The following is a 25415-nucleotide window of genomic DNA, read 5'->3' as shown; positions in this document are numbered from 1 at the left end:
CCGAAGCGCCCGGCATGCGATTGATGAGGCACCTGACCGGGAATGGCCCGGCACCGCTGTTGGCCGCCGGAGTGATGGCCGCCGCCATCGCCCTCTCCGCGAACACCGCGCCCGCAGCGGCCGGGCCACCCAGCACCGTGCGCCACAAGGCCGAGAAGATCCGCATCCTGCCACTCGGTGACAGCCTCACCTTCGGCAAGGGCGACCGGACCGAGAACGGCTACCGCCGCGACCTGTACACCTGGATCACCGCCTCCGGCCTGCCCGCCGATTTCGTCGGCTCGCTGCGCAACGGCTCCGGCGGCGACAACGCCCACGAGGGTCACCCGGGCTGGCGGATCGCCTGGCTGACCCGGCACATCGACGAGTGGATGTTCAAGTACCAACCGCAGGTCGTGCTCCTCGACATCGGCACCAACGACCTGCTCAAGAACCGGGCCGCCGGTTCGCCGGAGCGCCTCGCCGAGCTGCTGGACCGCATGGTCACCATCGATCCGTCCGTCCAGATCGTGCTCGCCAAGCTCCTCGTCGTGCCGGGCCGCCACGCCGCCGAGTTCCGGGCGTTCAACAGCGCCGTGGCCCGGGTCGCCCAGCGCTACCCCTACAACGTCACGCTGGTCGACATGTCGCGGATCTCCGCGGCGAACACGGTGGACGGTGTGCACCCGAACCAGCTGGGCTACCGGCAGATGGCCTACCAGTGGTACCAGGGTCTGCGCCGGGTGCTGCCCACCGGCCGTTCGATGCCGGTGGTGGCGAATCCGTTTCAGCGCAGGTAGGCGAGCCCGTCGAGCATGACCGCGGGCCGTCCGCCGGTACCCTCCACCTCCACCCGAACCGTGTGCGAGCCACTGCTGCCCCAGGCCCGGGTCCAGATCGCCTGCCGATAGGTCGCCGCGTCCGAGCGCAGGTCGACCACGCCCTGGTCGCGCCCGTCCAGGAAGATCCGGACCCGGCCCGAGGTGGCGGTGCGTCCCACGACGAGGGCGGCCGAGGTGCCGGTGAAGGTCCAGCTGAGCGACGCGCGAGCGGCCGAGGCGGTGACCGCCTCGCTGCCGAGGAATCCGGGGTCACGCAGGGTGCGCCAGGTTCCGGTCCGTTTCGCTCCGGCTTCCGAAAGGATCACAGGGGTACGCGTGACCGAACCGTTCCGCACGTTCCCCGCCGGATCGCTCGCCGTGACCGTCCACGAACCCGCCTCCCCGGCTCGCGCCGTCCCGTTCAGGGCCCGCACGGTCCCGCCGAGCACCTCCCGGGACGTGCCGGTCACCCGGATCGAGCGCAGCCCGTTCGCGTCGGTGGCCGCCCAGGTCAGCCGCACCGGCACCGCCGTGCTGATCGTCCCGGTGCGCAGCGACACCTGCGGGGCGGTGGCGAAGGCCGGCGCGACCGCGTCCGCGACCACCGTCGCACTGGTCACCGCCGTACGCCCGGACAGGTGCACGGCCTTGACCGCGACCGTGTGCGAACCCGCGGTGAGCCGTACCCGTGAGGTCCGGTGCCCGGCCGGTGCGGCGGTGAGCATCCGGCCGTCCAGCCAGACCTCGAAGCGGTCCAGCATCCGGCTCGAGGTGTTCAGGTTCCAGAGTGGCTGGAGCAGGCCCTTGCTGTAGTACTTCCCGGCGTACGCGGACGCGCCACCGAGCTTGTCGTACTTCAGTCCGGCCGGTGCGCCACCGGCCAGCGAGCGGATCGACGGCAGCTGCGCGTACAGGGCGTTGCCCGGGCACTCGGTCTTGCCGGTGTCGCGGTGCCCGGCGATCCGGTACAGCACCGCCTTCTTGCCGACCGGGTACCGGTCGCTGCCGCCGGAGACCAGCGCCACCCGCCCGGCCGGCGGGCTGCCCCACGCGCCCAGCTTGTACGCCGCGAGCTGCGCCACCGACGCCCGAGCCGCGGCCGGGATCGAGGTGGCGCCGAAGTTGCCGATCACCGCGATCGCGCTGGCGTTGTTGTTGAAGCCGAGCGTGTGCGCGCCGAGCACGGACCGGTTCACGCCGCCCGCCCGGCCCTCGAAGATCGTGCCGCACTTGTCGACCAGGAAGTTGTAGCCGACGTCGTTCCAGCCCTTGCTCCGCACCTGGTACGCCTGGATGCCCCGCAGCACGCTCGCCGTCTCGGAGCAGGCGTATCCATTTCCGGTCGCGGTGTGGTGCACGAACACCACCGAGATCGCCCCGGTGTACGCCGGGGCCTCCTTCACCATCGTCTCGTTGGCGCCCCAGCCGGCCCGCGTGATCATCTTCGGCACCGGGCGCGGCGGCAGCCCGGGTGCCCGCTTCGGTTCCGTCGCCATGTCGCGCCGGGCCGCCACCAGCCGGAGCGGGTCGTCGCGCGGCGCGTCCGGGTTGATCAGGTCGACACGCAGCCCCTCCGGCAGCGGCCGCCCGGCCGAGATCATCCGCGCCTGCACCCCGTCGGAGGGCCCGACCCAGAGCGGGTCGCTGGCGCCGCGCACGGCCGGGCCGCCCGCACCGCCGGAGGCGTCCGGGTTGTCGGTCTCCAACAGCCGCCAGGGCGACCACGCCCCGGTGGCGATCGACCGGGTCCGCACCTCGATGGCGCCCTCGGCCACCGCGCGCGGGTCGGCCCAGGTCACCCCGAGCAGGCTGAACGGGCCGGTGCGGCGACGCGGCAACTCGGCCGTGCGCACCCCGCCGGCCTGTTCCGCGACCAGGCGCAGGTCGCCCGACCGCGCGCTCGCGGCGGTCAGCGGGAACGTCTGCATCAGGCTGATCGCCGGTGTGACGTCGCGGTCCCGCATACCGGCGTGGGAACCGGCCACGAGCGCGACGGCGAGGGCGGCGGCGAGGGTGCGGCGCATCAAGACTCCCCGGCCGCCAGCGGAAGGGGTCAAATCGGGCTAACCGGCGACCACGAGACACCTTGCCGCGATCGGGAGCAGCCCGTGGGGAGTTTTGCGAAAAATCCTCTGATTTATTGGTTCATGAGCCAAATGGCCGCATTCAGCGCCGTCGCGTAACTCACCCACGCCCAGTACGGCAGCAGCAGCCCGGCTGCGAGGCGGGACACCGGGCGGAACTGCCACGCCGTGATCCCGATCAAGACCCAGAGAACCACGATGTCGACCAGCGCGAGGCCGTACCGCCCGAATCCGAAGAAGATCGGCGTCCAGATCGCGTTCAGGACCAGCTGCGCGGCGTACCAGTTCAGCGCGGTACCCCAGCCGGTTCGCCGCCAGACCAGCCAGCCGCTCACCGCGATCATCACGTAGAGGACGGTCCAGGCCGGCCCGAACAGCCACGAGGGCGGCGCCCAGGACGGCCGGTCCAGGCTCTGGTACTCGCTCGCGGTCCCGGCCACCCCGAGGCCGCCGACCAGGGCGGCCACCGCCACCGCGGCGCCGAAACCGGCCAGCGCCAGCCACGGATTGACGGATCGGCCCGAGCGCATCACATGACTGGTCATGCCCCAGCGGTACCCGCGGATCAGCGCGGCGAATCACCGGCCTGCCGCACCAGGCCGTTGATCACCCAGTCCGCGACGCGGGCGAAGTTCAGGACCGGGCCGCCGCCCTCGGCGACGACCGCGGCGAGCCGGGGGAAGTCGCCGCCGGCCACCGCCGAGCCGATCTGGGCGGCCTGGTCCTCGCCGGTGGAGGCGCCGGCCAGCTCGCTGGTGACGTAGGAGGCGACGAACCCGGTGAACATGCCGAGCAGCGCCATCCGGGTGGCACCCGGCAGCCCGGTCGGCTCCATCGCACCGAGGCCGTGCTCCAGGAGCCCGAGCATGTTGCGGCCGGCCATCCCGCGCCCGGTCAGCGCTCCGGGCAGCCACGGATGCCGGTGCATGAGGTCGCGCTGCGCCGACACCAGCGCGAACAGGTCGGCCCGCCAGTCACCGGTGAGGGCGGGCAGGTCCGGCTCGCCGGCGACCGCGTCCACCATCAGGTCGATCAGGTGCTCGCGGTCCGGCACGTACGTGTAGAGCGACATCGCGCCGGCACCGATCTCGGCGGCGACCCGGCGCATGGTGACCGCGTCCAGTCCGTCGGCGTCGGCCAGGCGGATCGACGCGTCCACCACCTGCTCCCGGGTGTACGCGGGCGGGCGGCCTCGGGCCACGGAGCACCTCCTGTTAGTATTCTGGTACAACGTACGGAAAAGGGGGTTGGACAATGCGCAAGCTGCCCTTGATCCTCCGGTTGATGCGGCGACGGGCCCGCAAGGGCCCCGCCGCACGCTACGACGTCGTGTGGGAGCCGGCCGTCCCGGTGCCCGGCGCCGACGGCGACGCCCTGCTCACCGACCACTACGCGCCGGTCACCAGCGAGCCGTGCCCGACCGTGCTGCTCCGCGCCCCCTACATCCGCACCGGCCTGCCGTTCGACTACCTCTACGGCACCCTCCTCGCCGAGCAGGGCTTCCACGTGCTGCTGCAGAGCAGCCGCGGGGCCGGCGGGTCGGGCGGCGAATTTCACACCTGGCGCAACGAGGCGCCCGACGGCCAGGCGGCGGTCGAATGGATCCGCAAGCAGGAGTGGTTCACCGGCGAGCTCTACACGCTCGGCCCGAGCTACACGGCGTACACCCAGTCGGCCCTGGCCGCGGACCCGCCGCCGGAGTGGCGCGGCGCGATCACCCAGGTGGCGCTCTTCGACCCGCACTCGTTCTTCTGGCAGGGCGGGACGTTCAACCTGGAGCGCTCGCTCGTCGGCGGCCTCGGCCTGTTCTCCGGCGCCACCTCGCTCTGGACCAACGTCAAGGCCATCGCCCGGCTCCAGCGGCATCTCAAGCGCGCCCTCACCGAGGTGCCGCTGCTGGAGAGCTATCAAACGGTCTACCGGGGCCGGCGCCCCGAGTTCGAGCACTGGCTGACCACACCGGACGCCGACGAGGACTACTGGCGGGGCGCCTCCGGCATCGCGGCGATCTCCGCGGCCGAGGTGCCGGTGAGCCTCAGCACCGGCTGGCACGACATCGTCACCGAGCAGGTCCTCGAGGTCTACACCCGCCGGCGCGCGGCGGGCCTGCCGGTCGACCTGCTGATCGGACCGTGGACGCACACCAGCGCCCTCGGCGAGGGCTGGGCGGAGATGTTCGGGCAGACGTTGCGCCATCTGCGCGGCGAGGCGCCGGCTCAGCCGGTGCGGATCCACGTCGGCGGGGCCGGCGAGTGGCGCGATCTCCCCGGCTGGCCGCCGGCCTCGACCTCCCGCGAGCTCCATCTGGGTGCCGAGGGTTCAACCACTTTTCGGTACGATCCACGCGATCCGACCCCTTCTATCGGCGGCGCTCTGCAGTCACCGACGCAGGGCACGCACGACAACGCGAAGCTCGAGGCCCGCGCCGACGTGATCCTGTTCAGCACCGAGCCGCTGACCGACGCCGTCGAGGTCATCGGAGCCGTGCACGCCGAGTTCGACGCGACCACCACGGCGGCGAGCGGCGATCTCTTCGCCCGCCTCTGCGACGTCGACCCCACCGGCCGGTCGATCAACGTGTGCGACGGGCTGGCCCGCATCTCCGGCGGCCGGACGGTGGTGCGGATGGGCTCCACCGCACACCGCTTCCGCCCGGGCCACCGGATCCGGCTGCTCGTGGCCGGCGGGGCCCACCCGCGTTACCTGCGCAACTACGGCACGGGTGAGCCGCCCGGACCGGCCACCCGTCTCGTCCCGACCGAGACAACGGTCCAGCACACGTCCGTGCTGGTCCTACCCGTGGTTTAACCGTCCTCGATGTGGGGGTAAGGCGTCGCCGCCCCACACCCCCACATCGAGGAGCTTCACATGTCCGTTCAGGGACTCTTCTATCTGATCGCCGTGATCCTGCTGGTGCTGGCGGCACTGCCGATCGGCACCCGTGGCTTCAGCCTGGCCCTGCTCGGGGCGGCGTTCGCCCTGCTCGGCTACGCATGGCCGACCATCACCGCGGGCTGACGGCCCGGCTCGGCCACTTTCCGGGTCACCGCGAGGTGAGCGTTCGCCGGTAGACGACGGCCTGCCACGGGCCGAGGACGAGATCCGCCGGGGCCGGGTCCACGTTGGTCAGCACCAGCTCGGCCGACGACCAGCTCGCGGCGTCCTCGATCTCGGCCCGGACCGGCTCGCCGGAGAAGTTGCCGATCACCAGCAGCTCGGTGGCGCCGAGCCGGCGGGTGAAGGCGTAGAGCCGCTCGTCGTGCGGCAGCAGCATGGTGAAGTCGCCGTCGGCCACGGCCGGCTCGGCGTGCCGCAGGTCGATCAGCCGCCGGTAGTAGTGGAAGACCGAGTCCGGATCGGCGCGCTGCGCCTTCGCGTTGATCTCCCGCGCGTTCGGGTTCGCCGCGAGCCACGGCGTGCCCGTGCTGAAGCCGGCGTTCGGCGAGTCGTCCCACTGCATCGGCGTACGGGCGTTGTCCCGGCCCCGGGCCCGCAGGACGGTGAGCACCTCCTCGGCGCTGCGGCCCTCCAGGTCGAGTGCCTGCCGGTACTGCCCCAGCGCCTCGATGTCGCGGAAGTCCTCGATCCCGCCGAACGGGTAGTTGGTCATACCGAGCTCTTCGCCCTGATAGACGTAGGGCGTGCCGCGGTGCAGGTGCAGCACGGTGCCGAGCATCTTGGCCGAGGTCACCCGGTGCTCGGGGCTGTCGTCGCCGTACCGGGAGACCACGCGTGGCTGGTCGTGGTTGTTCCAGTAGAGACTGTTCCACCCCAGGTCGGCGAGCCCGGCCTGCCAGCGGCCGAGGATCGCCTTGAGCTGCGTTAGCTGCAGCGGCATCAGCAGCCACGGGTCCGGCCCGCGGTCCACCCAGACGTGGTCGAACTGGAAGACCATGTCGACCTCGTGCCGCTCCGGGTCGGTGTGCAGGCGCGCCTCCTCCACGGTGACGCCGGGCATCTCGCCGACGGTCAGCAGGCCGTCGCGGCCCTCGAAGACCTCCCGGTGCATCTCCTGGAGGAACTCGTGCAGGCGCGGGCCGCCGACGAAGCTCGCGGAGCCGTCGGCGTACGCGGCACCGGCGGAGAGGCGGCCGTCCGGCAGCGAGCCGTCGTCATCGACCACCTTGGAGATCATGTTGATGACGTCCATCCGGAAACCGTCCACGCCCCGGTCCAGCCACCAGCGCATCATGGCGTACACGGCCTGGCGGACCTCCGGGTTCTCCCAGTTGAGGTCGGGCTGCTTCTTCGAGAACAGGTGCAGGTAGTACTCGCCGGTCTTCTCGTCGAACTCCCAGGCCGGGCCGCCGAAGACCGATCCCCAGTTGGTCGGCTCGGCGCCCGGCGTGCCCGGCTCCATCCCGGTGCGGGCCGGGCGCCACCAGTACCAGTCCCGCTTCGGGCTCTCCCTGGACGAGCGGCTCTCCTCGAACCATCGGTGCTCGTCCGAGCTGTGGTTCACCACCAGGTCCATGATCAGCTTCATGCCGCGGCCGTGTACGCCGGCCAGCAGCTCGTCGAAGGTCCCCAGGTCGCCGAAGAGCGGCTCGATGTCCTGGTAGTCGCTGATGTCGTAGCCGTTGTCGTCCTGCGGCGACGGGTAGATCGGTGACAGCCACAGCACGTCGACGCCGAGCTCGGCCAGATGGTCGAGGTGGTCGATGATGCCGCGCAGGTCGCCCATGCCGTCGCCGTCGGCGTCCGCGAAGCTGCGCGGGTAGATCTGGTAGACGACCGCCTTCTTCCACCACGAATCAGTCATGCGTCTTCCTTAACACGAGAACGGGTCCGGGACCGGCGATGCATACTGACCACGTGGTTATGCCCGGAAATTCGGATTTGTCATGAAGATTGCGCTGCTGGGGCCGATCGCCTGGCGTACGCCGCCGGTGCACTACGGCCCGTGGGAGCTGATCACCAGCCTGCTGGCCGAGGGGCTGACCGAGCGCGGGGTCGACGTGACGCTGTTCGCGACGCTCGACTCGATCACCAAGGCCACGCTCGACGGCGTCGTGGAGACCGGGTACGAGGAGAGCGACCGGATCGACGGCCGGGTCTGGGAGGCGATCCACGTCAGCCACGCGCTCGAGCGCTCCGGCGAGTTCGACCTGATCCACAACCACCTGGACTGGCTGCCGCTGGCGTTCTCCGCGCACTGCCGGGCGCCGATGGTGACCACGGTGCACGGGTTCTCCGGGCAGAACATCCTCCCGGCGTACCGGCGGGCCCGGTCGCACTTCGTCGCGATCTCCGACAGCGACCGCTCCCCCGACCTCGAATATCTGGCGACCGTTCACCACGGCGTCGATCTGAGCGGGCTTCCGGTGCACCCGGACGGCGGCGACGATCTCATCCTTTTCGGCCGCATCCACCCCGACAAGGGAACCGACATCGCTATCGAGATCGCCCGGCGGGCGGGTCGCCGCCTGATCATGTGCGGAATCGTGCAGGACCACGATTACTTCGCGAAAAGCGTGGAACCCCTGATCGACGGTGAACGGGTCGTCTATCTGGGATCGGTGGGGCCGGACGAGAGGGGCGCGATTCTCGGATCCGGCGCGGCACTGCTGCACCCGATCCGGTTCGCCGAGCCGTTCGGGCTCTCCGTCGTCGAGTCGATGGCCTGCGGTACGCCGGTGATCGCCTACCGGAAGGGATCGATGCCCGAGGTCGTGGACGAGGGCGTGACCGGTCGCCTGGTCAGCACGATCGAGGAGGCGGTGTCGGCCGTCGACCGGATCGCGGAGATCGACCGGGTGGCCTGTTCCGCGCGGGCCCGGGAACGGTTCTCGGCCGATCGCATGGTGGAGCAGTACCTGGCGATTTACCGAAAAATCATCAGCTGAATAGGAAGATCTTGTTAACGTCGCAATGTGAATTGCGCGTTAAACGGGCCCTATTCCTGGACCGTCATTGCGCCGTTCTCGCGCGGTCGACGGAACCGTGCCCGCGCGCACTGAGTCCGTGCTGCGGGGAGGCAGCCGGCCGAGGAGAAAGGCCTGTCATGCCCGCGACATACGGGTTTCTGAGCACTTATCCCCCCTCTCAATGCGGTTTGGCGACGTTCAATGCGGCGCTGGCCACCCATCTCACGGCCGGAGCCGCTGGGTCAGGTGTGGTGCGGCTGCTCGCCGGCGACAACACCGGAGGCGGGATCGCGCTCGACCGGGCCGCTCCACGGGTCGTGCACACCTGGCACACCGACCGCTCCGGGGGCTGGGTGGCCGCCGCCACCGCCCTCAACCGCTTCGACGTGGCGATCATCCAGCACGAGTACGGCATCTACCCGGGTGACGCCGGCGCCGAGATCCTCCCGGTGCTGCGCGCGCTGCGGGTACCGGTGATCGTCGTCCTGCACACCGTGCTCACCCACCCGGACCCGCTCCAGCGGGCCGTCCTGGAACAGATCGGCGCCGCGGCCGACGCGGTGGTCACCATGACCGACACCGCCCGCCGCCGGCTCAGCACCCACTACGACGTCGACGCCCGCAAGATCACGGTGATCCCGCACGGCGCGGGCAGCCACAACGACGTACCGCGCGAGGACCACGACCGGCCGCACCTGCTCACCTGGGGCCTGCTCGGCCCGGGTAAGGGCATCGAGTGGGCGCTGCGGGCGCTGGCGCTGCTCGACGACGTCGAGCCCCGGCCGATCTACACGGTGGCCGGGCGGACCCACCCCAAGGTCCTCGAACAGCAGGGTGACGCGTACCGGGACTCGTTGACGGCGCTGGCCGGGGACCTGGGCGTGGCGGACTGCGTACGCTGGTCGGACGTCTACCTGGAGCCGGCCGAGCTGTCCCGCCTGATCCGCTCGGCCGACGCGGTCGTGCTGCCCTACGACTCCACCGAGCAGGTCACGTCCGGCGTGCTGATCGAGGCGGTCGCCGCCGGGATCCCGGTGGTCGCGACCGAGTTCCCGCACGCGGTGGAACTGCTCGCCGACGGGCCCGGTCTGCTCGTACCCCATCAAGATCCGGAAGCGATGGCCGTTGCCGTCCGCCGTGTGCTGGCCGAACCCGGCCTGCCGGGCCGGCTCACCGGCCTGGCCGGTGGCCCGACGCTGCGCTGGCCCGCAGTGGCCGCCCGCTACCAGTCGCTCGCCGCCCGCCTCATCGCCGACCGCCGGCCGCTCGCGGCGGCCACCATCCCCGCGTGAACACCCGCAAAACCCTCCGTGTGGATTTCGGCCTCCATACGAACCCCAACTCCACACGCGGGAACGAACTGCGGTTGATCCCGCCGCCGATACAGCTCGAGGATGTGCCTGAACCGCGCTGGGACCACGTGTTCCGGCTCTCCGACGACACCGGCCTGCTCGAGCACGCGCGCAACGCCATCGTGCGGCGCGAGCACGGCTACTGCGTCGACGACGTGTCGCGCGGGCTGCTCGTGGCCTGCCGGGAACCCCGGCCGTGGCCGGAACTGATCCGGCACGCCGAGCGCTGGCTGGCGTTCCTCACCCACGCGCAGGGCGCCGACGGGGCGTTCCGCAACCGGATGAGCTACGACCGGCAGTGGCGCGACGAACCGTCGTTCGGCGACTGGTGGGGCCGCGCGCTCTGGGGCCTGGGCACCGCCGCCGCCCGCGGCGGGACCGGGTGGATCCGGCGAGAGGCGCGCAACGCGTTCCAGCAGGGCGTCCGCTGCCGGTCGCCGTGGCCGAGGGCGATGACCTTCGCCGGACTGGGGGCGGCCGAGGTGCTGCGCGCCGACCCGCGCGACCGGGACGCCGCACAGCTGCTCGGCGACGCGGCCACGGTCATCGGCGTACCGGGCTCCGACCCGGACTGGGTCTGGCCGGAGCGCGAGCTGACGTACGCGAACCCGGCCCTCGCCGAGGTCGTCGTCGCGGCCGGCGACCTCCTCGGCGACGAGAGCCTGCTCGCCGACGGACTGCGGATGCTCTCCTGGCTCTGCGACACACAGGAGCACGACGGCCACCTCTCCACCGTCCCGGTCGGCGGCTGGCGGCCCGGCGCCGAGAAGCACCGGCACGACCAGCAGCCGATCGAGGCCGCCGCCACCGCGGACGCCTGCGCCACGGCCGCCGCGGTCACCGGGGACGAACGCTGGGACGCGCCGCTGTTCCAGGCGATCGCCTGGTTTCTGGGCGACAACGACACCGGATCGGTGATGTACGACCCCGAGACTTGCGGTTGTTATGACGGATTGAAGGCTGATGGTCCTAATCTGAACCAAGGAGCCGAATCCACTCTCGCGCTTGTCTCCACGCTGCAGCATGCCCGCACGCTGGCGAACCGGAGCGCGACCCGACCGTCAGGCGGCCTAGCGTGACCGCAACCGTGAATCAGCAAGACATCACTCGTCACAACATCACCATGGCGCCGGACGGCCGCCGCGTGGTCATCAAACTGTTCGTGCCCGGCGAGGACGCGCACATCGCCCACAACCGGGCGTCGTCGCTGATCGAGCGCATCCTGCAGCTCGACGAATCGGACATCACCACGCTGCTGGACGACGTGCTGGGCCGCTTCTCCGGCCGGCACCACGACATACTCGGCGTATTCCAGCACCACTACGAGGTGGTCCAGCACCGCGTCCCGCCGGAGATCGAGCTGTCGCCGGCGGCCCGGACGCTGATCGGGGCGTACTTCAGCCACGAGTTCTCGGTCGAGGCCGCGGCGCTGTGCAACCCGTCGATGGTTCCGCACCCGGACCAGAGCGACCTCGCTCCGGGCGAGATGCGGGCCGCGCTCAGCCTGCGGCAGATCGGCGAGGGGCACATCTCCTCGATCGGTTTCTGCAGCGTGGTGCTCGGGCCGGGCGCGGCGATCCGCCTGGAGGACCGCGAGGGACCGCTGGCGATCGGGCAGCGGGTCGGCGCCAAGCACATGAAGCACCAGCTCTTCGCGGCGCTCGGTGACGAGGACATCGACAACGAGGCCTCGGCGTACGTGCTCGGCGCACTGCCCGACCGGTACGACGACCAGGTGTTCGAGGACATCCTGAGCCACCTGCCGGCGGAGATCCTGGCCCGGCCGACCACCCCGATGACGCTGGAGCTGATCCGGCGGATCGTGGGCGACGACTACGCGGTCACGTTCCCGCCGACCATGCCACTGCACCAGCGGGTGATGTGGCCGGCCACACCGAGCGAGAGCCGGGGCATGGAGGACGCCCGGTTCGTGCAGGTGGTGGATCCGGACGGGCGCCCGGCGTACCAGGCGACCTACACCGCGTACGACGGGTACAACATCGCGGGACGGGTCGTCTACACACGGGACCTGCGGCACTTCGAGGTGACCGCGCTGCACGGGCCGGCCGCCCGGAACAAGGGCATGGCGCTGTTCCCGCGCTACATCAACGGCCGGAAGATGGCGCTCTGCCGTTCCGACGGCGAGACGCTCGGCCTGGCCGTCCGCGACGAGCAGCACCGCTGGCAGCCGGCCGGCCCGCTGCTGGTGCCACACCGCGGCTGGGACCTGATCCAGGTCGGCAACTGCGGCTCGCCGATCGAGACCGAGGCCGGGTGGCTGGTGCTCACCCACGGCGTCGGCCCGATGCGCCGGTACGCCATCGGCGCCATGCTGCTCGACCTGGAGAACCCGGACCGGGTGATCGCCGACCTCCCGCAGGGCCTCATCGACCCCGACGAGATCGAGCGTGAGGGATACGTGCCGAACGTGCTGTACTCCTGCGGTGGGCTCGTGCACGACGGGCGGTTCTGGCTGCCGTACGCCTCCAGCGACGTACGGATCAGCTTCGCCAGCATGCCTCTCGACCGCCTCCTGCACCGGATGTCACCGATCGGCTGACCCGAGCGTGACTGCGCCGCATCCGGAACACCCGGGTGCGGCGCCAACCTTTTCCGGCACCGTCCCGTCTGGAACACCATGAGGACCGACGACTCCTTCGTGGCGTTCGTGTCGGCCCGGTCCGGGCGGCTGGTGGCGTACGCGGAGCTGCTCTGCGGCGACCATGAGAAGGCACGTGACCTGGTACAGGGTGTGCTCACCAAGGCGTACCCGCGATGGGACCGGATCGAGCAGGACGACCCGTACGGCTACCTGTGCCGCGCCATCACGAACGCCGTGACCGACTGGTGGCGGCGCGCGTACCGGCGGCGGGAGCAACTCGTCGGCACCCTGCCGGAGGACTCGTCGATCGTGGACGACACCGCCCGGTTCGACGACCGCCGTACGCTCATCGCCGCCCTGCAACAGCTCACCCCGGCCGAGCGGGCTGTCGTGGTGCTGCGCTACCTGCACGACTACACCGAGCGGGACGTGGCCGAGATCCTCGGCGTGCGACTCGGCACGGTGAAGTCCACCTGTCACAAAGCCCTGCGCAAGCTGCGGGTCGCCATCGAGCCGGAACCCGGCCTGGCGCCGTCCGACACGTCCCGAGGGGGCGAATGATGCGAACCTCCGACCTTCGGAACGCCCTCGAGCGGGTCGCGGCGGACACCACGCCGCTCGCCGGCGAGCACGTGCTGGCCGCCGGGAAGCGGTACCGGCGACGGCGGCGGATCGCGGCGGTGACGGCGTCGGGGCTGGCGGTGCTCGGGGTGGCGGTGGTCGTCGCGGTGGGGCCGTGGCGGGAGCGTGCTTTGCCCGTACCCTTGCCTGCTGCTTCTTCCGCCTTGGCGGATGACCCGGTGCGGCAGCGCTATGAGCTCGGGCCGGAGACACCGCTGGGCCCGGAGGCGTTCCAAACGATGATCATTGATCGCCGGGCGGGTGGGCCACCGATCGAGTTGATCCGGGCGACGAACCGGTTCGAGGTGCCGCCGCGCACAGAGTACGCCGACGCGCAGAAGGATTACACGATCTCCGGAACCGCGGTGCGGATCGACGTCCTCGGTGCCGAGAAGCAGGTCGCCTGGGTGACGGTGGGCAATCTCTACACGCTGACCGTCGTGGACCACAGCGACGCCGAGATCGAGGAGCTCGTCGCCTATCTCATGCAGTGGTACCAGCGGAAGCGCTAGACGGTGGCGGCCACGACCCAGATGGTCAGCACGGCGAGGAACGTTCCGCTGGCCCCGGCCGCCTCGACGCAGGCGAGCCACTCGTCGCGCAGGCCGGGCGGGGTCTCCCAGGCGTCCTCCGGAACCCGCGGATTGACCATCGGAAGCACCACCGCGGCCGACTCGGGAGTGTCGAAGAAGCAGGTCACCGGTGTGGCCGAGACGCCGGTCAGTCCGGCCGCGACCAGGCGGCGGCGCAGCGTGCGGCCCATGTCGAACTGCGGCGGCGTGAAGTGCCCGCGGGTGTGCCCGAGCACCAGATCGCCGAGGCCGGCCGGCATCCCGTCGAACGCGAGCGACGCCCAGTCGGTGTCGATCAGGCAGATCCGGCCGCCGGGACGGGTCACCCGGATCAGCTCACCGATCGCCCGGTCGGCGTCCTCGACGTGCTGCAGCACCCGCTCGCACCAGACCCCGTCGACGTAGTCGTCCGGCAGGTCAAGGTCGCCGACGTCACCGGTCACGTAGCGCACGCTGCTGCCGTCGTGCCGGCCGATCGCCGCCGCCGTGATCGCCGCCGAGTGGTCGAGCGCGACCACCTCGCCCCGCGGCCCCACCTCGGCGGCGAGCTGGCGTGCCACCTCACCGCCGCCGGAACCCGCGTCCATCAGGCGCTGCCCGGGCACCGGCCGCAGCATGCCCAGCGCGGCGCCGCGCACCCGCCGGATCTCCGGATGACGACCCATCTCGGCCAGCGCGTCCAGCACTATCTCGGACATGTGCGGGGGCAGACCGTCGATGTCGGCAAACGGGGTCCGTTCTTTCATCGCTCGATTGTTCATCGGACGAACCATTTCCGCCCGCCCACGTCATCCATCCGACAAGGTCTTGCGCACTCTGAGTAGTGAGGTGTGCGTCACTGGTAACGGTGTGGCAGGTGTGAAACGGAACGGCAATGGATGTGAAAAACTTCCGGACATGATCGAGCGGGTTAAGTTCGGGCTGGTCGGCTACGGCACCGGCGGCCGGGTGTTCCACGCGCCGCTGATCGCCTCGGCGGAGAACATCGAGTTCGTCGGGGTGGTCACCACGTCGGACGAGCGCCGGGAACAGGTGGCGGCACAGCTGCCGGGTGTTTCGGCGTACGACTCGATCGCCGCGCTGGCCGCCGACGGCGTCCAGGCAGTGGCGATCTCGACGCCGGCCGCGACACACGCCGACCTGGCCCGCGAGGCGATCGCCCTCGGGCTGGCCGTGGTGGTGGACAAGCCGTTCGCCCTCGACGCGGACACCGCCCGGGCCCTGGTCACCGACGCGGCCTCGGCGGGCGCGCTGCTCACCGTCTACCAGAACCGGCGGTGGGACTCCGACCTGCTCACCATCCGCAAGCTCATCGAGAAGGGCTCGCTCGGCGACATCCGGCGCTTCGAGTCGCGCATGGAACGCTGGGCGCCGGACCGGCTGCCGCCGGCCGCGGGCGGGGGCACCCTGCTGGACTTCGGTTCCCACATGGTGGATCAGGCACTCCAGCTGCATGGTCCGGCGACGAGGGTGTACGCGGAGATGCGCGGCGAACCCCTCGACGACGACTTCTTCGTGGCCCTGCACCACGCCGGCGGTGTCGAGTCACACCTGTGGGGCAGCTGGCGCCAGGCCGGCCCGGGCCCGCGCTTCCGGGTGACCGGCTCGGCGGGCACGTTCATCTCCCCCGAGCTGGACTACCAGGAGACGCTCCTGAAGAACGGCCGAACCCCGGCGAAGCTCGGCGACCGGTGGGGCGTCGAACCCGAACACCGCTGGGGCCACCTCTTCCGCGGCGCGACCGGCGCTCCGGTCGAGAGTTGCCGGGGCCGCTGGGACACCTTCTACCCGGCGGTCGCCGCCGCGGTGCTGGGAGAGTCCCCCCTCCCCGTCGACCCGTGGGATTCGGTGCGCGCGCTGGAGGTCCTGGACGCCGCCCGCAAGAGCGCCACGACGGGCACCGCCGTCACCCTCTGACCGTCCGCGTGTGGAGTTCGCCCCTTTCAATGCGTGTGGATTACGGCCCCGCTCCGAACCCAAACTCCACACGCTCGGCCTTCGTTCGGCCGTGTGTGGATTACGGCCCCGCTCCGAACCCCAACTCCACACGCTCGGTCTTCGTGGGGACACGCTCAGGGGTGCCAGCCGGCGGATTCGAGTGCCGCCCTCAGCTGAGCCGCCACCACGTCAGGTCGCGAGCGGATCAGGGCTGCGGGGAAACGAAGAACGCGGTCACCCTCGATCCACATCTGGTTCTGGCGCAGCATGTCCTCTTCCCAGTGACCCACCTCGAAGTGGTGTGAGCCGTCAATCTCGACGTGCAAACGCCAGTGCTTCCAGTACGCGTCCAGGTAACGCTTTCGTCCGGAGGCATCCCGGCGCTCCTGCTGACGGCTGGGCGCCGGCAACCCGAACCTACGGCACAACCAGCCGAAGTCGATCTCAGACAGAGCCTCGGCTCCACCGGCCACGTCGAAGACTGTTCCTTTGATCGTCGCGAGTCGCGGCAGCCTCCGCCGCGTCGCCAGCACCTCAAGCAGCTCGTCCGGCGTCACCCGGCGTTGCTGCACACTCGCCGCGATGATCGTTCGGGCGGCGTTGCCGCTACGCGCCCAGGCGGCGGCGTCGATCACGGCTCGCGCGGTGATGACGCGGGGTGGGCTGGCGTCCTGACGATGATCGTCCGGCAGTACTCGGGTGCGAGTAACCCGTATCGGAGGCATGTCGGCCGGCATCGCGGGCAAGCGGATCGTCCTGCTGCGGGCAGCGGGCACCAGAATCCGCAGGTGATCTTCGCGCAGCCCTCGCACGCCTGCCTCCGACAACGCGGTGACCCCGGCCAGCAGAGCACCTGGTCCCGCCGTGAGCACCGCCACCCACAGCTGCGGGCGACGGCTGAGGGGACCGTTCGTCGTGGTGAGAATGCCCCGGCAGATTCGGCGCCATCGGCCGGCCCGGAGGTTGCCACGGCTGTTGGCGCGGCCGACAAGCTGGATGGCTTGCGCGGTGGTCAGAACACCGGCCTGCTTGAAGCAGGTCAGCGAGAACTCGTCGTCGAAGTCGGGAAGGATTGCCATCGCGCCAACCTGACAGGTTGTGACGTCGAACGCGGCGCGCCCTGTGGACAGCAACACCGTGTGGAAAACATGCGGGGCGAACCCGAAACCCACACGCAACCATCAGCAGCCGCGAACGTGGGGAGAACGGGCGCGGAGCGGGGCCGAAATCAACACGCAACCACCACCCGACCACAAGCGACGGGCGCGGAGAGAGGGCGCAACCGCCAGCGGGCGCCAGCGTGGGGAGAACGGGTGCGGAGCGAGGCCGAAATCAACACGCAATCGCCACCCGGGCGCCAGCGTGGGGAGAACGGGTGCGGAGCGAGGCCGAAATCAACACGCAATTGCCACCCGGGCGCCAGCGTGGGGAGAACGGGTGCGGAGCGAGGCCGAAATCCACACGCAATTGCCATCCGGGTGTGAGCGTGGGGAGGACGGGTGTGGAGCGGGGGCGAGATCGACACGCGGGGCCCGCGCTCGGGGAGAGCGCGGGCCCCTGGACGGCGTGGACGGTCAGTTGCGGACGATGGTGAAGGTTGTCGTCGGGTTTTCGATGTCGCGATAGTTGTTCGAGAGTTGGAGGTTGGTGAAGGTGGCCGAGCCGACCGCCGGCCCCTGGCCCGCCTCCGGCATCGGGTTGGCCCAGATGCCGTAACCGGACTTGGCGTCGTAGGCGTCGCCGCTGCGCTGCGCGCCGGTGATCGTGACGTTGGTGAAGACGGTGTCCTTGATCGGGTTCTGGGGCTGGCCGCCCACGTAGTTGGTCTGGAACATGATTCCGGAGTAGGTCGGGTCGACGATGTCGACGTTCGACACCCGGATGCCCTGGAAGACCTTCGACGCGGAGAAGACCCAGATCGCCGGGAAGACCTGGTTGCCCCAGAAGTGGCCGCCGGCCCGGACGATCGAGATGTTGTCGAAGACGGTCGGCGGGTTGGCGCCGAAGCCGTTCATCGGGTAGCCGAAGTCGAGCGAGCTGATCGTGATGCCCGAGTAGACCAGGGTGTCCGCGATGTAGATGTTCTTGAAGGTGTTGGCGTACCCGCCGTAGACCGCGAGGCCCGCGGCGCGCCAGGTCAGCGTCGACGAGAGGTTCGAGTAGACGTTGTTGATCTCGTCGGAGCCGCCGGCGTCGATGGCGGAGAACAGCGCGAAGCTGTCGTCACCGGTGGCCCGGGCGTCGTTGTTGTCGACGAGGTTGTCGGTGCTGCCGTTGGTCATGTTGACGCCGTCGGCGAACATGTTGCGGATCCGCGAGTTGGTGATCTTCATCCGGTCGGTGTTGGCGCCCCAGAACAGGCACACCGTATGCTCGGCCCAGATGTTGTCGATCGTGACGTCGGCGACGTTGGCGAAGTCGAAGACCTTGCCGGGGCCGTCGATGCGGATCGTGTAGTTGCCGAAGAACGCGAAGTTCGCGAACGTCGACCCGTTGGCGGTGGCGTCGGCCCGGAAACCGGCGTCGGTCTCGGACTGCGTGGCCGGCGTGTAGAACCGGGTGTACCAGGGGCCGGCGCCGACGACGCGCAGCGCCTTGCCGTACACCTGGAACTTGTTGGACGTCTGGTAGTCACCGGCCGGCAGGTAGACACCGATCTTGGTGCTGTCCTGGCGGGCGGCGTCCAGCGCGTTCTGCACCGACTGATGATCGAAACCGGCCGGCACGACGTAGCGGGACGGGTCCGGGTTTGCGACCGGAGCGACCTGCTCCAGGTTGATGAAGTCGATCGCGATCGACCCGCTGTTGGCAGCGTCCTTCTGGAGGCGAATCGTGCTGCCCGCCTGGAACGAGCCGGTCAGCAGGATGTTCGCCTCGTCGTAGATGTGACGCGGACCGGTACCCGAGTTCTGCGGCGCGGTCTCGTTGCCGTACAGCCACGCATACTTGGACGTCAGCGGCAGGGTCCTGTTGAGCGACCCGTTCACGTACACGTTGATCGAGCTGGTCGTGCCGTCCGGGATGGAGAAGCGGGCCACCACGGTGTTGGTCGCCGCCCGGGTCGTCCACTGCACATAGGAACCGGTCTGGTTGAGCGTGACGGCACGACGGCCGGACGCCTCACCGGCGAGGTCGCCGACGGTCCGGTTCGGCCCGACGACGGACGCGCCGCCACCGGTCTGACCGTCCTCGGCCTCGTACATGTCGTAGGGCATGTTCGCGCCACGGCCCACGTAGAACGGCTTCTCACTGGTGTTGTTGGCCTGCTTGACCGCCAGCTCGTTGCCGTCGACCGCGACCACGGTCCGGACGGTGTAGCGACCGTTCACCGGCGTCCACGTGCCCATGTTGATGACGGGTGAGGAGGCACCGGCGGCGAGTGTTCCGGTCCACGATCCGGTCAGGGTCCGCACGACGGTGGAACCCGACAGAACCGTCAAAGTCACCCCGTGAGCCCCGCCGGTGGTGGCCGCCGTGCCCTGGTTCTTCAGCACGACGGTGAAGGAGACCGGGTTGCCGGTCGACCACGAGACCGCGGAGGCGACCAGGTCCGAGCTGCTCACCGGCGCGACCACGAGAGACGACGGGTTGGTGTAGGAGTTGTTCGCGTCGTTCGTCTCGATGATCGTGTTGGCCTCGTCGACCTTCGCGGACAGCGCGTAGCTGCCCGCGTCACGAGCGCCGATCGAGGTGGAGACCGTCACCGAGGCGCCGGCCGCGAGAGCACCTACCGTGGCGGTGCCGGCTTTCACCGTACCCAAGTAGATGTTGACGTTGGATGCTGCCGACGCAGCCGTGCCCGCGTTGCGGACCGTGGCCGACACCGTGATCGCGTCCGTCTCGACCGGCGAGGTGGGCGAGAAGGACATGGCCGTGACCGTGAGGTCCGGATTCGGCGCCGGGGTACCGATGACCTGGAACTCCGCGACCTGACCGCTGGGCGCGCCGGTGTTCGCGGTGAAAGAGAGACGGACGTCCGCGGTGGTTGCGCTGACCGGGACGGTCACGGTGTTGCCGGTGCCAGGATTGAAGGTGTACGAGGCAGAGCTCACGATCGTCGAGAAGGTGCTCGCCGACTGCTCCCGCCCGAGGACCGCGAACGTCTGCTGGCGAGTCCCCCACTCGGTGCCCGGGTTCAGCTTCACGACGACCTGCTGGACCGACGCGTTCGCACCCAGCTTGACCGTCAGGTTCGCCGGGTACGCGCTGCCCTCCCAGTAGGTGGCCGTGTCGTTGTCGTTGGCGTTGGTCGCCACGAACGTGTGGATCACCGACGACGCCTCGATCGGCTTGCCCACCGCGAGGTTGCCCCCGGTGACCGGCGTGCCGGTACGCGTAACCGTGTTCGAAGCCGCCGACTCGTTGCCCGCCGCGTCCCGCGCCTTGACGTAGTACGCCACCGTCGCCGTGTCCGGCTGGCTGTCCGTGTAGGTCAGCCCGGTCACCGTCGTCTTCAGCGACCCGTTGGCGTACACGTTGTACCCGGTCACGCCCACGTTGTCGGTCGACGCACCCCACGCCAGGCGGATCTGCCCCGACGCCGGTTGCGTGTACGACAGCGTCCCCGGAGTGGTCGGCGCGCTCGTGTCCCCGCTCGCGCCGTTCCGCGTCACCGTGTTGCTGTTCGCCGAGACGTTGCCGGCCGCGTCCTTGGCCCGCACGTAGTACGACACTGTCGCACTGTCCGGCTGGTTGTCCGTGAAGGTCAGCACGCTACCGGCGACCGACGTGCGCAGTGTCCCGTTGGCGTAGACGTCGTACCCGGTCACGCCCACGTTGTCGGTCGACGCGTTCCAGGTCAGGCGCACCTGCCCGGACGCCGGCTGCGTGTACGCGAGGTTACCCGGCGCGCTCGGCGCCTGGCTGTCACCGGCGACCGGGCCGTAGACCTCGAACTCGGAAATCTGACCGGCCGGCCACCCGGTGTTGCCGGTGACGTTGAGCCGGACAAACCGGGCGTTCGCCGCGGTGAAGTCGATCGTGACCGTGTTCCCGGACGACGGGTTGAAGGTGTACCCGGCGGAGGCCTTGAGAGTGTCGAACGACGTGCCGTTCGTGCTGCCCTGGATGCTCAGCGTCTGGGTACGGGTCGCCCAGGCGGTGGCCGGCGGCAGCTTGAGGATCGCCTGGTTGACCTGGGTGGCGGTGCCGAGGTCGACCTGCAGCCACTGCGGGAAGGCGTTGTTGTTGCTCTCCCAGTAGGTGTTCGGGTTGCCGTCGCCGGCGTTGCCCGCGGGGTAGACGTCGGTGAAGCTGCTGGCGCTGAAGGTCTTGCCGGCCGCGAGGTTGGGTCCGGCGGCCTGGGCGGCGGGGGCGTTGATCAGCGCGGCGACGACGCCCGCGGCGGCGGCTATCGCTACGATTTTTCGCCTTAATCTGGACATGGTGGGAGCGCACCTTTCCTTCAAGGGGTTACCGGGGGCCACCCGGGCCGCGATCGGTGGAGACGCGGCCCGGGTGGGGATTCAGGAGGCGTAGACCTCGAACTCGGAGAGCTGGCCGGCGGGCCAGCCGGTGTTGCCGGTGAAGGTGAGCCGGACAAATCGGGCGGTTGCAGTGACCGGCACCGTGGCCGTGTTGGCCGAGGCTGGATTGAAGGTGTATCCGGTGGCGGCTTTCACCGTCGTGAAGGACGACCCGTCCGCACTTCCCAAGACCGAAAGAGTTTGGGTACGGGTAGCCCACGCGGTTGCGGGCGGCAGCTTCAGCACGATCCGGGCGACGGTGCGGCTCTGACCGAGGTCAACGGTGATCGACTGCGGGAAGGCGTTGTTGGCGCTCTCCCAATACGTGCTCGCGTTGCCGTCCACGGTGTTGGCGGGTGTGTAGGACTGGGTCTGGCTGGTCGCGGTCACCGGGCGGCCCGCCGCGAGATTGCCGGTGGTCGGCGGGGTTGTCGTCGGCGGCGGATTTGTCGGGTTTGTCGGATTTGTCGGATACTGGGGCGCCGGCCACGGCCCGCAGTACGGGGTCGAGGTCTGCCACCCCGAGTTCCCGCCGCCGTCGGCGATCACCAGCCCCGACCCGACACAGCTGTAGGTCGGCGGGTTCTGCGCGATCCCGCTCGCCCGCACGTTGGTGAACCGCGCGGACACCGGCGCCTGCGCCTGGAGCGCGAACGTCCCAGCACCGGAAATATTGACGTTTGTCAGGTTCAATCCGGTCGTCTGGTTGCCGATCCAGTGCAGAGCCGCATACGAGCTGTCCAAAATGTCAGTGTCAGTGACATTGATCGTCGCACCCGTGATGGCGGAGGAATCCGGCCAGAACCACAGCGCCCCCACCCCGAAACTCCAGTTGTAGTCGGAATTTCCGGTCCGGAGCAGCGTGTTCCGGGCGAGCGTCCACGTCCCCGCCACAGCCGTGGGACCGTTGACTCCCGGATACCGGTTGCCCACGTGAATGCCGCCGCCGTTGGTGACGGTCTCCGCCACCACGTTGTCGCTGATCACGATGTCCCGGCCGCCGTAGCTGACGATGTTGTTCGCCAGGATCGGCGCCACCACCGTGTTCCGCGTGAACGAGTTGCCCACGTTGGGCACGTTCTCCGCCCACATGGCCAGCCCGTCGTCACCGGTGTTGCGGACGAACGTGTTGGTGACCGCCGAGTTGGTGACGCCGATGTGGAAGTTCACACCGTCCGCGGTCTGGTCCAGGATCCGGCTGTTGCGGATCGTGAACCGGTCCATCGGGCCGTCCATCCACGCGCCGACCTTCGTGTGCTGCATCCACACGTTGTCGATCACCGAGTTGGACATCGCGCCGCCGAACGCGTTTACCTGGTGCTCGTCGACCCGTTCCTGGATGTCCCCGATGATCGCCAGGTCCCGTACCGTGACGTTTTGGCTCGGCCCGCCCTCGGAGACGTACCTGCCGTAGATGCCGGCGGCCAGGTTCCGCTGGGTCGGGTGGCGCCCGCCGAGCACGGTGTACCAGGGACCGGCCCCGGCCAGCGTGACCCGGTCGACGATCACGTGGCTGTAGAGAGTGAAGTTGCCCTGCGGCACATAGACCACGCGACCGGACGAGGCGCCCGCGTTGACCGCGGCCTGGAATCGAGCGGTGGAGTCGGTGGCGCCGGTCGGGTCCGCGCCGTAGTCGGCCACCACGTCGATCGCGCCGGACGGCCTGCCGATCGGCCCCGGCACGTTCTCGAAGTCGGCGAGGTCGATGGTGAAGCTGGGCGACTGCGCCGTCGAGCTGACCTGCAGCCGGATCTTGGTGCCGGCCGCGTAGGTGGTACCGAACAGCGCCCGCGCCTCGTCGTAGAAGTGGTGCGGCCGCCCGTCGCCGGGGTTGTTGGTGAACGGGTAGTACCCGTAGTACCAGGCGTATTTCGAGGTCACCGGCACCGTCTTGATCAGCGTCGAACCGGTGCGCAGATCGAGGGTGGCGTTGCGGCCGTCCGGGATGCTGTACCGGAACGTCACCGCGTTCGCCGGCTTGGTGAGGGTGAACTCGACGTACTCACCCGCGGCGTCGAGGGTGACCGCCTCCCGGCCGGACGCCTCCGAGGAGAGCGTGCCGTACAGGCGGCTGGTGCCCGTCGAGGTCCCGTTGTGCGCGGCCTTCTCGGCCTCGATCTCGACGAACGGCACGGTCGCGCCGCGCCCGGGGAAGTCGAAGGGTGACGGCCCGGCGGCACGCGCGGGGCTGGGGATCATGGTGACGGCTGCCGCGAGGACGGCGGCGGCCAGAACCGATATCGGGGCGGTGCGGTTGGCCATGAGTTCCTTCCTTGGTCTCGGCCAGCCCCCGTTTCCTTCTGCCCGTCAGGCGCCCCGGCGGTGGAACCGGGACGCCCTGGCAACATCTACGACAAGCGCAGCCAGACCGCGGTGTCCCGGGGGAGGAGGTCACCGTCGAGCGGGCCGCTGGCGAGCAGACAGGTCTCGTGCTCCGGCAAGGGGATCGAGGCGCCGGAGAGGTTGACCACGCAGGCGAAGTCCGGCCCGCGGGTGTAGGCGAGCACCTCCGGGTGCAGGTCCAGCCAGGTCATGGCGTCGCCGTGCAGGCCGGGCTCGCCGTGGCGCACGGCGATCGCCGACCGGTACAGCTCGAGCATCGAGTTGGGGTCGCCGGTCTGCGCCTGGACCGTGCGGTCCTTCCACTCCGCGGGCTGGGGAAGCCAGGGCGTGGCGGTGGTGAATCCGAACGGCTGCTCGTCGCCGGTCCAGGGCAGCGGCACCCGGCAGCCGTCCCGGGTGTGGCCGCGACGGCCGTACATCGGGTCCTGGATCTCGTCGACCGGGATGTTCTCGTTCTCCCAGAGGCCGAGTTCCTCGCCCTGGTAGACGTAGGCGGCGCCGGGCAGCGAGAGCGAGAGCAGCGCGGCGGCCCGGGCCCGGCGGGTGCCGAGTTCCAGGTCGACCGGGGTGCCGTCGAGGTTGTTGTCGAAGCTGAAGGTGGTGTCGGTGCGGCCGTACCGGGTGACGTGCCGGGTGACGTCGTGGTTGGAGAGCACCCAGGTGGGCGGTGCGCCGACGCCGGCGTGTGCCTCCAGCGTGCGATCGATGCAGGCTTTCATGAGGTACGGGTCCCAAGCGCACCCGAGGAAGTCGAAGTTGAACGCCGCGTGCAGCTCGTCGGCGCGCAGATAGTTCGTGAACCGTTCGACCTCGGGCATCCAGACCTCGCCGATCAGCGCCCGGTCCGGGTACTCGTCGGCGATCCGCCGCCACGACCGGTACACGTCGTGCACCCGGTCGAGGTCGTGGAACGGGTGCGGCGTGCCGTCGGTGACCTCGGGCAGCGCGGCGTCCTTGTGCAGCAGGGCCGCCGAGTCGATCCGGATGCCGTCGACGCCCCGGTCGAACCAGAACCGCAGGATGTTCTCGAACTCGGCCTGCACCACCGGGTGCTCCCAGTTCAGGTCCGGCTGCTGCGGAGTGAACAGGTGCAGGTACCAGTAGTCACCCACCTGGGTCCACGTGGTGCCGCCGAACTCGCCCTGCCAGTTCGTCGGCATCTCCTTGCTCTTGCGGAACCAGAAGTACTCGCGCTCGGGGGCCGACTCCGAGGCGAGCGCGGCCTGGAACCACGGGTGCTCGCTGGAGATGTGGTTCGGGACGATGTCGACGATCATCCGGATGCCGGCCGCGTGCGCCTCGGCGATCAGCGCCTCGGCGCCCTCCAGGGTCCCGAAGACCGGGTCGATGTCGCGGAAGTCCGCAACGTCGTAGCCGGCGTCCGCCATCGGCGACGGGTACCAGGGGCTCATCCAGATCGCGTCGACCCCCAGGTCGCGCAGGTGGCTCAGGTGGGCGCGGATGCCGTCGATGTCCCCGACCCCGTCGCCGTTCCCGTCGGCGAAGCTCCGCGGATACACCTGATAGATCACCGCGTCACGCCACCACGGACTGGCGTCTGCTCTGGACACGAGCACCTGCTTTCTGTCGCTACGTAGGTACGTTGTACTTCCGCGTGTTGAGTTCGGGTGCGTACGAGGGCCGAACTCCACACGCGGTCAGCCCCTCGAGAAGTGTGTTGAGTTCGGGTGCGTACGAGGGCCGAACTCCACACGCGGTCAGCCCCTCGAGAAGTGTGTTGAGTTCGGGTGCGTACGAGGGCCGAACTCCA

The 25415-nt window shown here is 69.8% G+C and carries 19 protein-coding genes; 10 read left to right on the top strand and 9 right to left on the bottom strand.

Annotation, left to right across the window (positions count from 1 at the left end; all coding sequences use genetic code 11):
* Positions 1 to 23 precede the first annotated feature (23 nt).
* A complete protein-coding gene (locus AB0M02_RS31590) occupies positions 24 to 779 on the top strand; it encodes an SGNH/GDSL hydrolase family protein (protein WP_364233462.1) in 756 nt (251 codons plus the stop codon).
* On the opposite strand, the gene AB0M02_RS31585 is transcribed toward AB0M02_RS31590, so the two are convergent.
* The 3 genes from AB0M02_RS31585 to AB0M02_RS31575 form a co-directional block, all read right to left on the bottom strand.
* A complete protein-coding gene (locus AB0M02_RS31585) occupies positions 767 to 2824 on the bottom strand; it encodes an N-acetylmuramoyl-L-alanine amidase (RefSeq protein ID WP_364233460.1) in 2058 nt (685 codons plus the stop codon). The genes AB0M02_RS31590 and AB0M02_RS31585 overlap by 13 nt on opposite strands.
* 113 nt (positions 2825 to 2937) lie before the next feature.
* Positions 2938 to 3429, bottom strand: a complete 492-nt coding sequence (locus tag AB0M02_RS31580; RefSeq protein ID WP_364233457.1) for a TspO/MBR family protein — start codon at positions 3427 to 3429, stop codon at positions 2938 to 2940.
* A 20-nt stretch (positions 3430 to 3449) separates the two neighbouring features.
* Positions 3450 to 4085, bottom strand: coding sequence for a TetR/AcrR family transcriptional regulator C-terminal domain-containing protein (locus AB0M02_RS31575; protein ID WP_364233456.1), 636 nt, complete (start codon positions 4083 to 4085; stop codon positions 3450 to 3452).
* A gap of 83 nt (positions 4086 to 4168) precedes the next feature.
* On the opposite strand from AB0M02_RS31575, the gene AB0M02_RS31570 reads away from it, so the two are divergent.
* Together AB0M02_RS31570 and AB0M02_RS31565 are read left to right on the top strand one after the other, a co-directional pair.
* The gene (locus tag AB0M02_RS31570; protein WP_364233453.1) at positions 4169 to 5692 is read left to right on the top strand and encodes a CocE/NonD family hydrolase; all 1524 of its coding nucleotides are present in this window, start codon (positions 4169 to 4171) and stop codon (positions 5690 to 5692) included.
* 60 nt (positions 5693 to 5752) lie between these two features.
* A complete protein-coding gene (locus AB0M02_RS31565; protein WP_364233452.1) occupies positions 5753 to 5902 on the top strand; it encodes a hypothetical protein in 150 nt (49 codons plus the stop codon).
* Between the two features lie 25 nt (positions 5903 to 5927).
* Here the strand turns inward: AB0M02_RS31565 and AB0M02_RS31560 are convergent, their stop codons facing one another.
* On the bottom strand, positions 5928 to 7646 hold the full coding sequence (locus AB0M02_RS31560) for an alpha-glucosidase (protein ID WP_364233449.1): 1719 nt from the start codon (positions 7644 to 7646) through the stop codon (positions 5928 to 5930).
* Between the two features lie 82 nt (positions 7647 to 7728).
* Between AB0M02_RS31560 and AB0M02_RS31555 the strand changes: the two genes are divergently transcribed.
* The 6 genes from AB0M02_RS31555 (at position 7729) to AB0M02_RS31530 (ending at position 13838) form a co-directional block, all read left to right on the top strand.
* Positions 7729 to 8730, top strand: coding sequence for a glycosyltransferase family 4 protein (locus tag AB0M02_RS31555; RefSeq protein ID WP_364233447.1), 1002 nt, complete (start codon positions 7729 to 7731; stop codon positions 8728 to 8730).
* Between the two features lie 158 nt (positions 8731 to 8888).
* On the top strand, positions 8889 to 10043 hold the full coding sequence (locus tag AB0M02_RS31550; protein WP_364233446.1) for a glycosyltransferase: 1155 nt from the start codon (positions 8889 to 8891) through the stop codon (positions 10041 to 10043).
* 104 nt (positions 10044 to 10147) lie between these two features.
* A complete protein-coding gene (locus AB0M02_RS31545) occupies positions 10148 to 11182 on the top strand; it encodes a glycosyltransferase (RefSeq protein WP_364233444.1) in 1035 nt (344 codons plus the stop codon).
* A gap of 44 nt (positions 11183 to 11226) precedes the next feature.
* A complete protein-coding gene (locus tag AB0M02_RS31540; protein ID WP_364233688.1) occupies positions 11227 to 12663 on the top strand; it encodes a glycoside hydrolase family 130 protein in 1437 nt (478 codons plus the stop codon).
* Between the two features lie 78 nt (positions 12664 to 12741).
* A complete protein-coding gene (locus tag AB0M02_RS31535; RefSeq protein ID WP_364233442.1) occupies positions 12742 to 13266 on the top strand; it encodes a SigE family RNA polymerase sigma factor in 525 nt (174 codons plus the stop codon).
* A complete protein-coding gene (locus AB0M02_RS31530; protein WP_364233440.1) occupies positions 13266 to 13838 on the top strand; it encodes a hypothetical protein in 573 nt (190 codons plus the stop codon). Before AB0M02_RS31535 ends, AB0M02_RS31530 begins: the two co-directional genes overlap by 1 nt.
* On the opposite strand, the gene AB0M02_RS31525 is transcribed toward AB0M02_RS31530, so the two are convergent.
* Positions 13835 to 14644, bottom strand: a complete 810-nt coding sequence (locus AB0M02_RS31525; protein ID WP_364233437.1) for a methyltransferase domain-containing protein — start codon at positions 14642 to 14644, stop codon at positions 13835 to 13837. The genes AB0M02_RS31530 and AB0M02_RS31525 overlap by 4 nt on opposite strands.
* A gap of 151 nt (positions 14645 to 14795) precedes the next feature.
* On the opposite strand from AB0M02_RS31525, the gene AB0M02_RS31520 reads away from it, so the two are divergent.
* Positions 14796 to 15815 carry a Gfo/Idh/MocA family oxidoreductase gene (locus AB0M02_RS31520; RefSeq protein ID WP_364233434.1) on the top strand — a complete coding sequence of 340 codons (1020 nt, stop codon included), beginning with the start codon at positions 14796 to 14798 and terminating at the stop codon, positions 15813 to 15815.
* Between the two features lie 155 nt (positions 15816 to 15970).
* Here AB0M02_RS31520 and AB0M02_RS31515 read toward each other — a convergent pair whose 3' ends face one another.
* The 4 genes from AB0M02_RS31515 to AB0M02_RS31500 form a co-directional block, all read right to left on the bottom strand.
* Positions 15971 to 17008, bottom strand: a complete 1038-nt coding sequence (locus AB0M02_RS31515; RefSeq protein ID WP_364233431.1) for a hypothetical protein — start codon at positions 17006 to 17008, stop codon at positions 15971 to 15973.
* A 402-nt stretch (positions 17009 to 17410) separates the two neighbouring features.
* Positions 17411 to 21220, bottom strand: a complete 3810-nt coding sequence (locus AB0M02_RS31510) for a discoidin domain-containing protein (RefSeq protein ID WP_364233430.1) — start codon at positions 21218 to 21220, stop codon at positions 17411 to 17413.
* 81 nt (positions 21221 to 21301) lie between these two features.
* Complete coding sequence (locus AB0M02_RS31505; protein ID WP_364233427.1) at positions 21302 to 23563, bottom strand: discoidin domain-containing protein; 2262 nt, start codon at positions 23561 to 23563, stop codon at positions 21302 to 21304.
* 86 nt (positions 23564 to 23649) lie between these two features.
* Positions 23650 to 25215: a glycoside hydrolase family 13 protein gene (locus AB0M02_RS31500; RefSeq protein ID WP_364233425.1), complete on the bottom strand. Its 1566-nt coding sequence runs from the start codon at positions 25213 to 25215 to the stop codon at positions 23650 to 23652.
* Between the last annotated feature and the right edge of the window lie 200 nt (positions 25216 to 25415).

The sequence above is a fragment of the Actinoplanes sp. NPDC051861 genome (assembly GCF_040681145.1).
In the GTDB taxonomy this organism is placed as follows: Bacteria; Actinomycetota; Actinomycetes; order Mycobacteriales; family Micromonosporaceae; genus Actinoplanes.
Note: the sequence above shows the minus strand (reverse complement) of the source record. Positions and strands in the feature narration are given on the sequence as shown.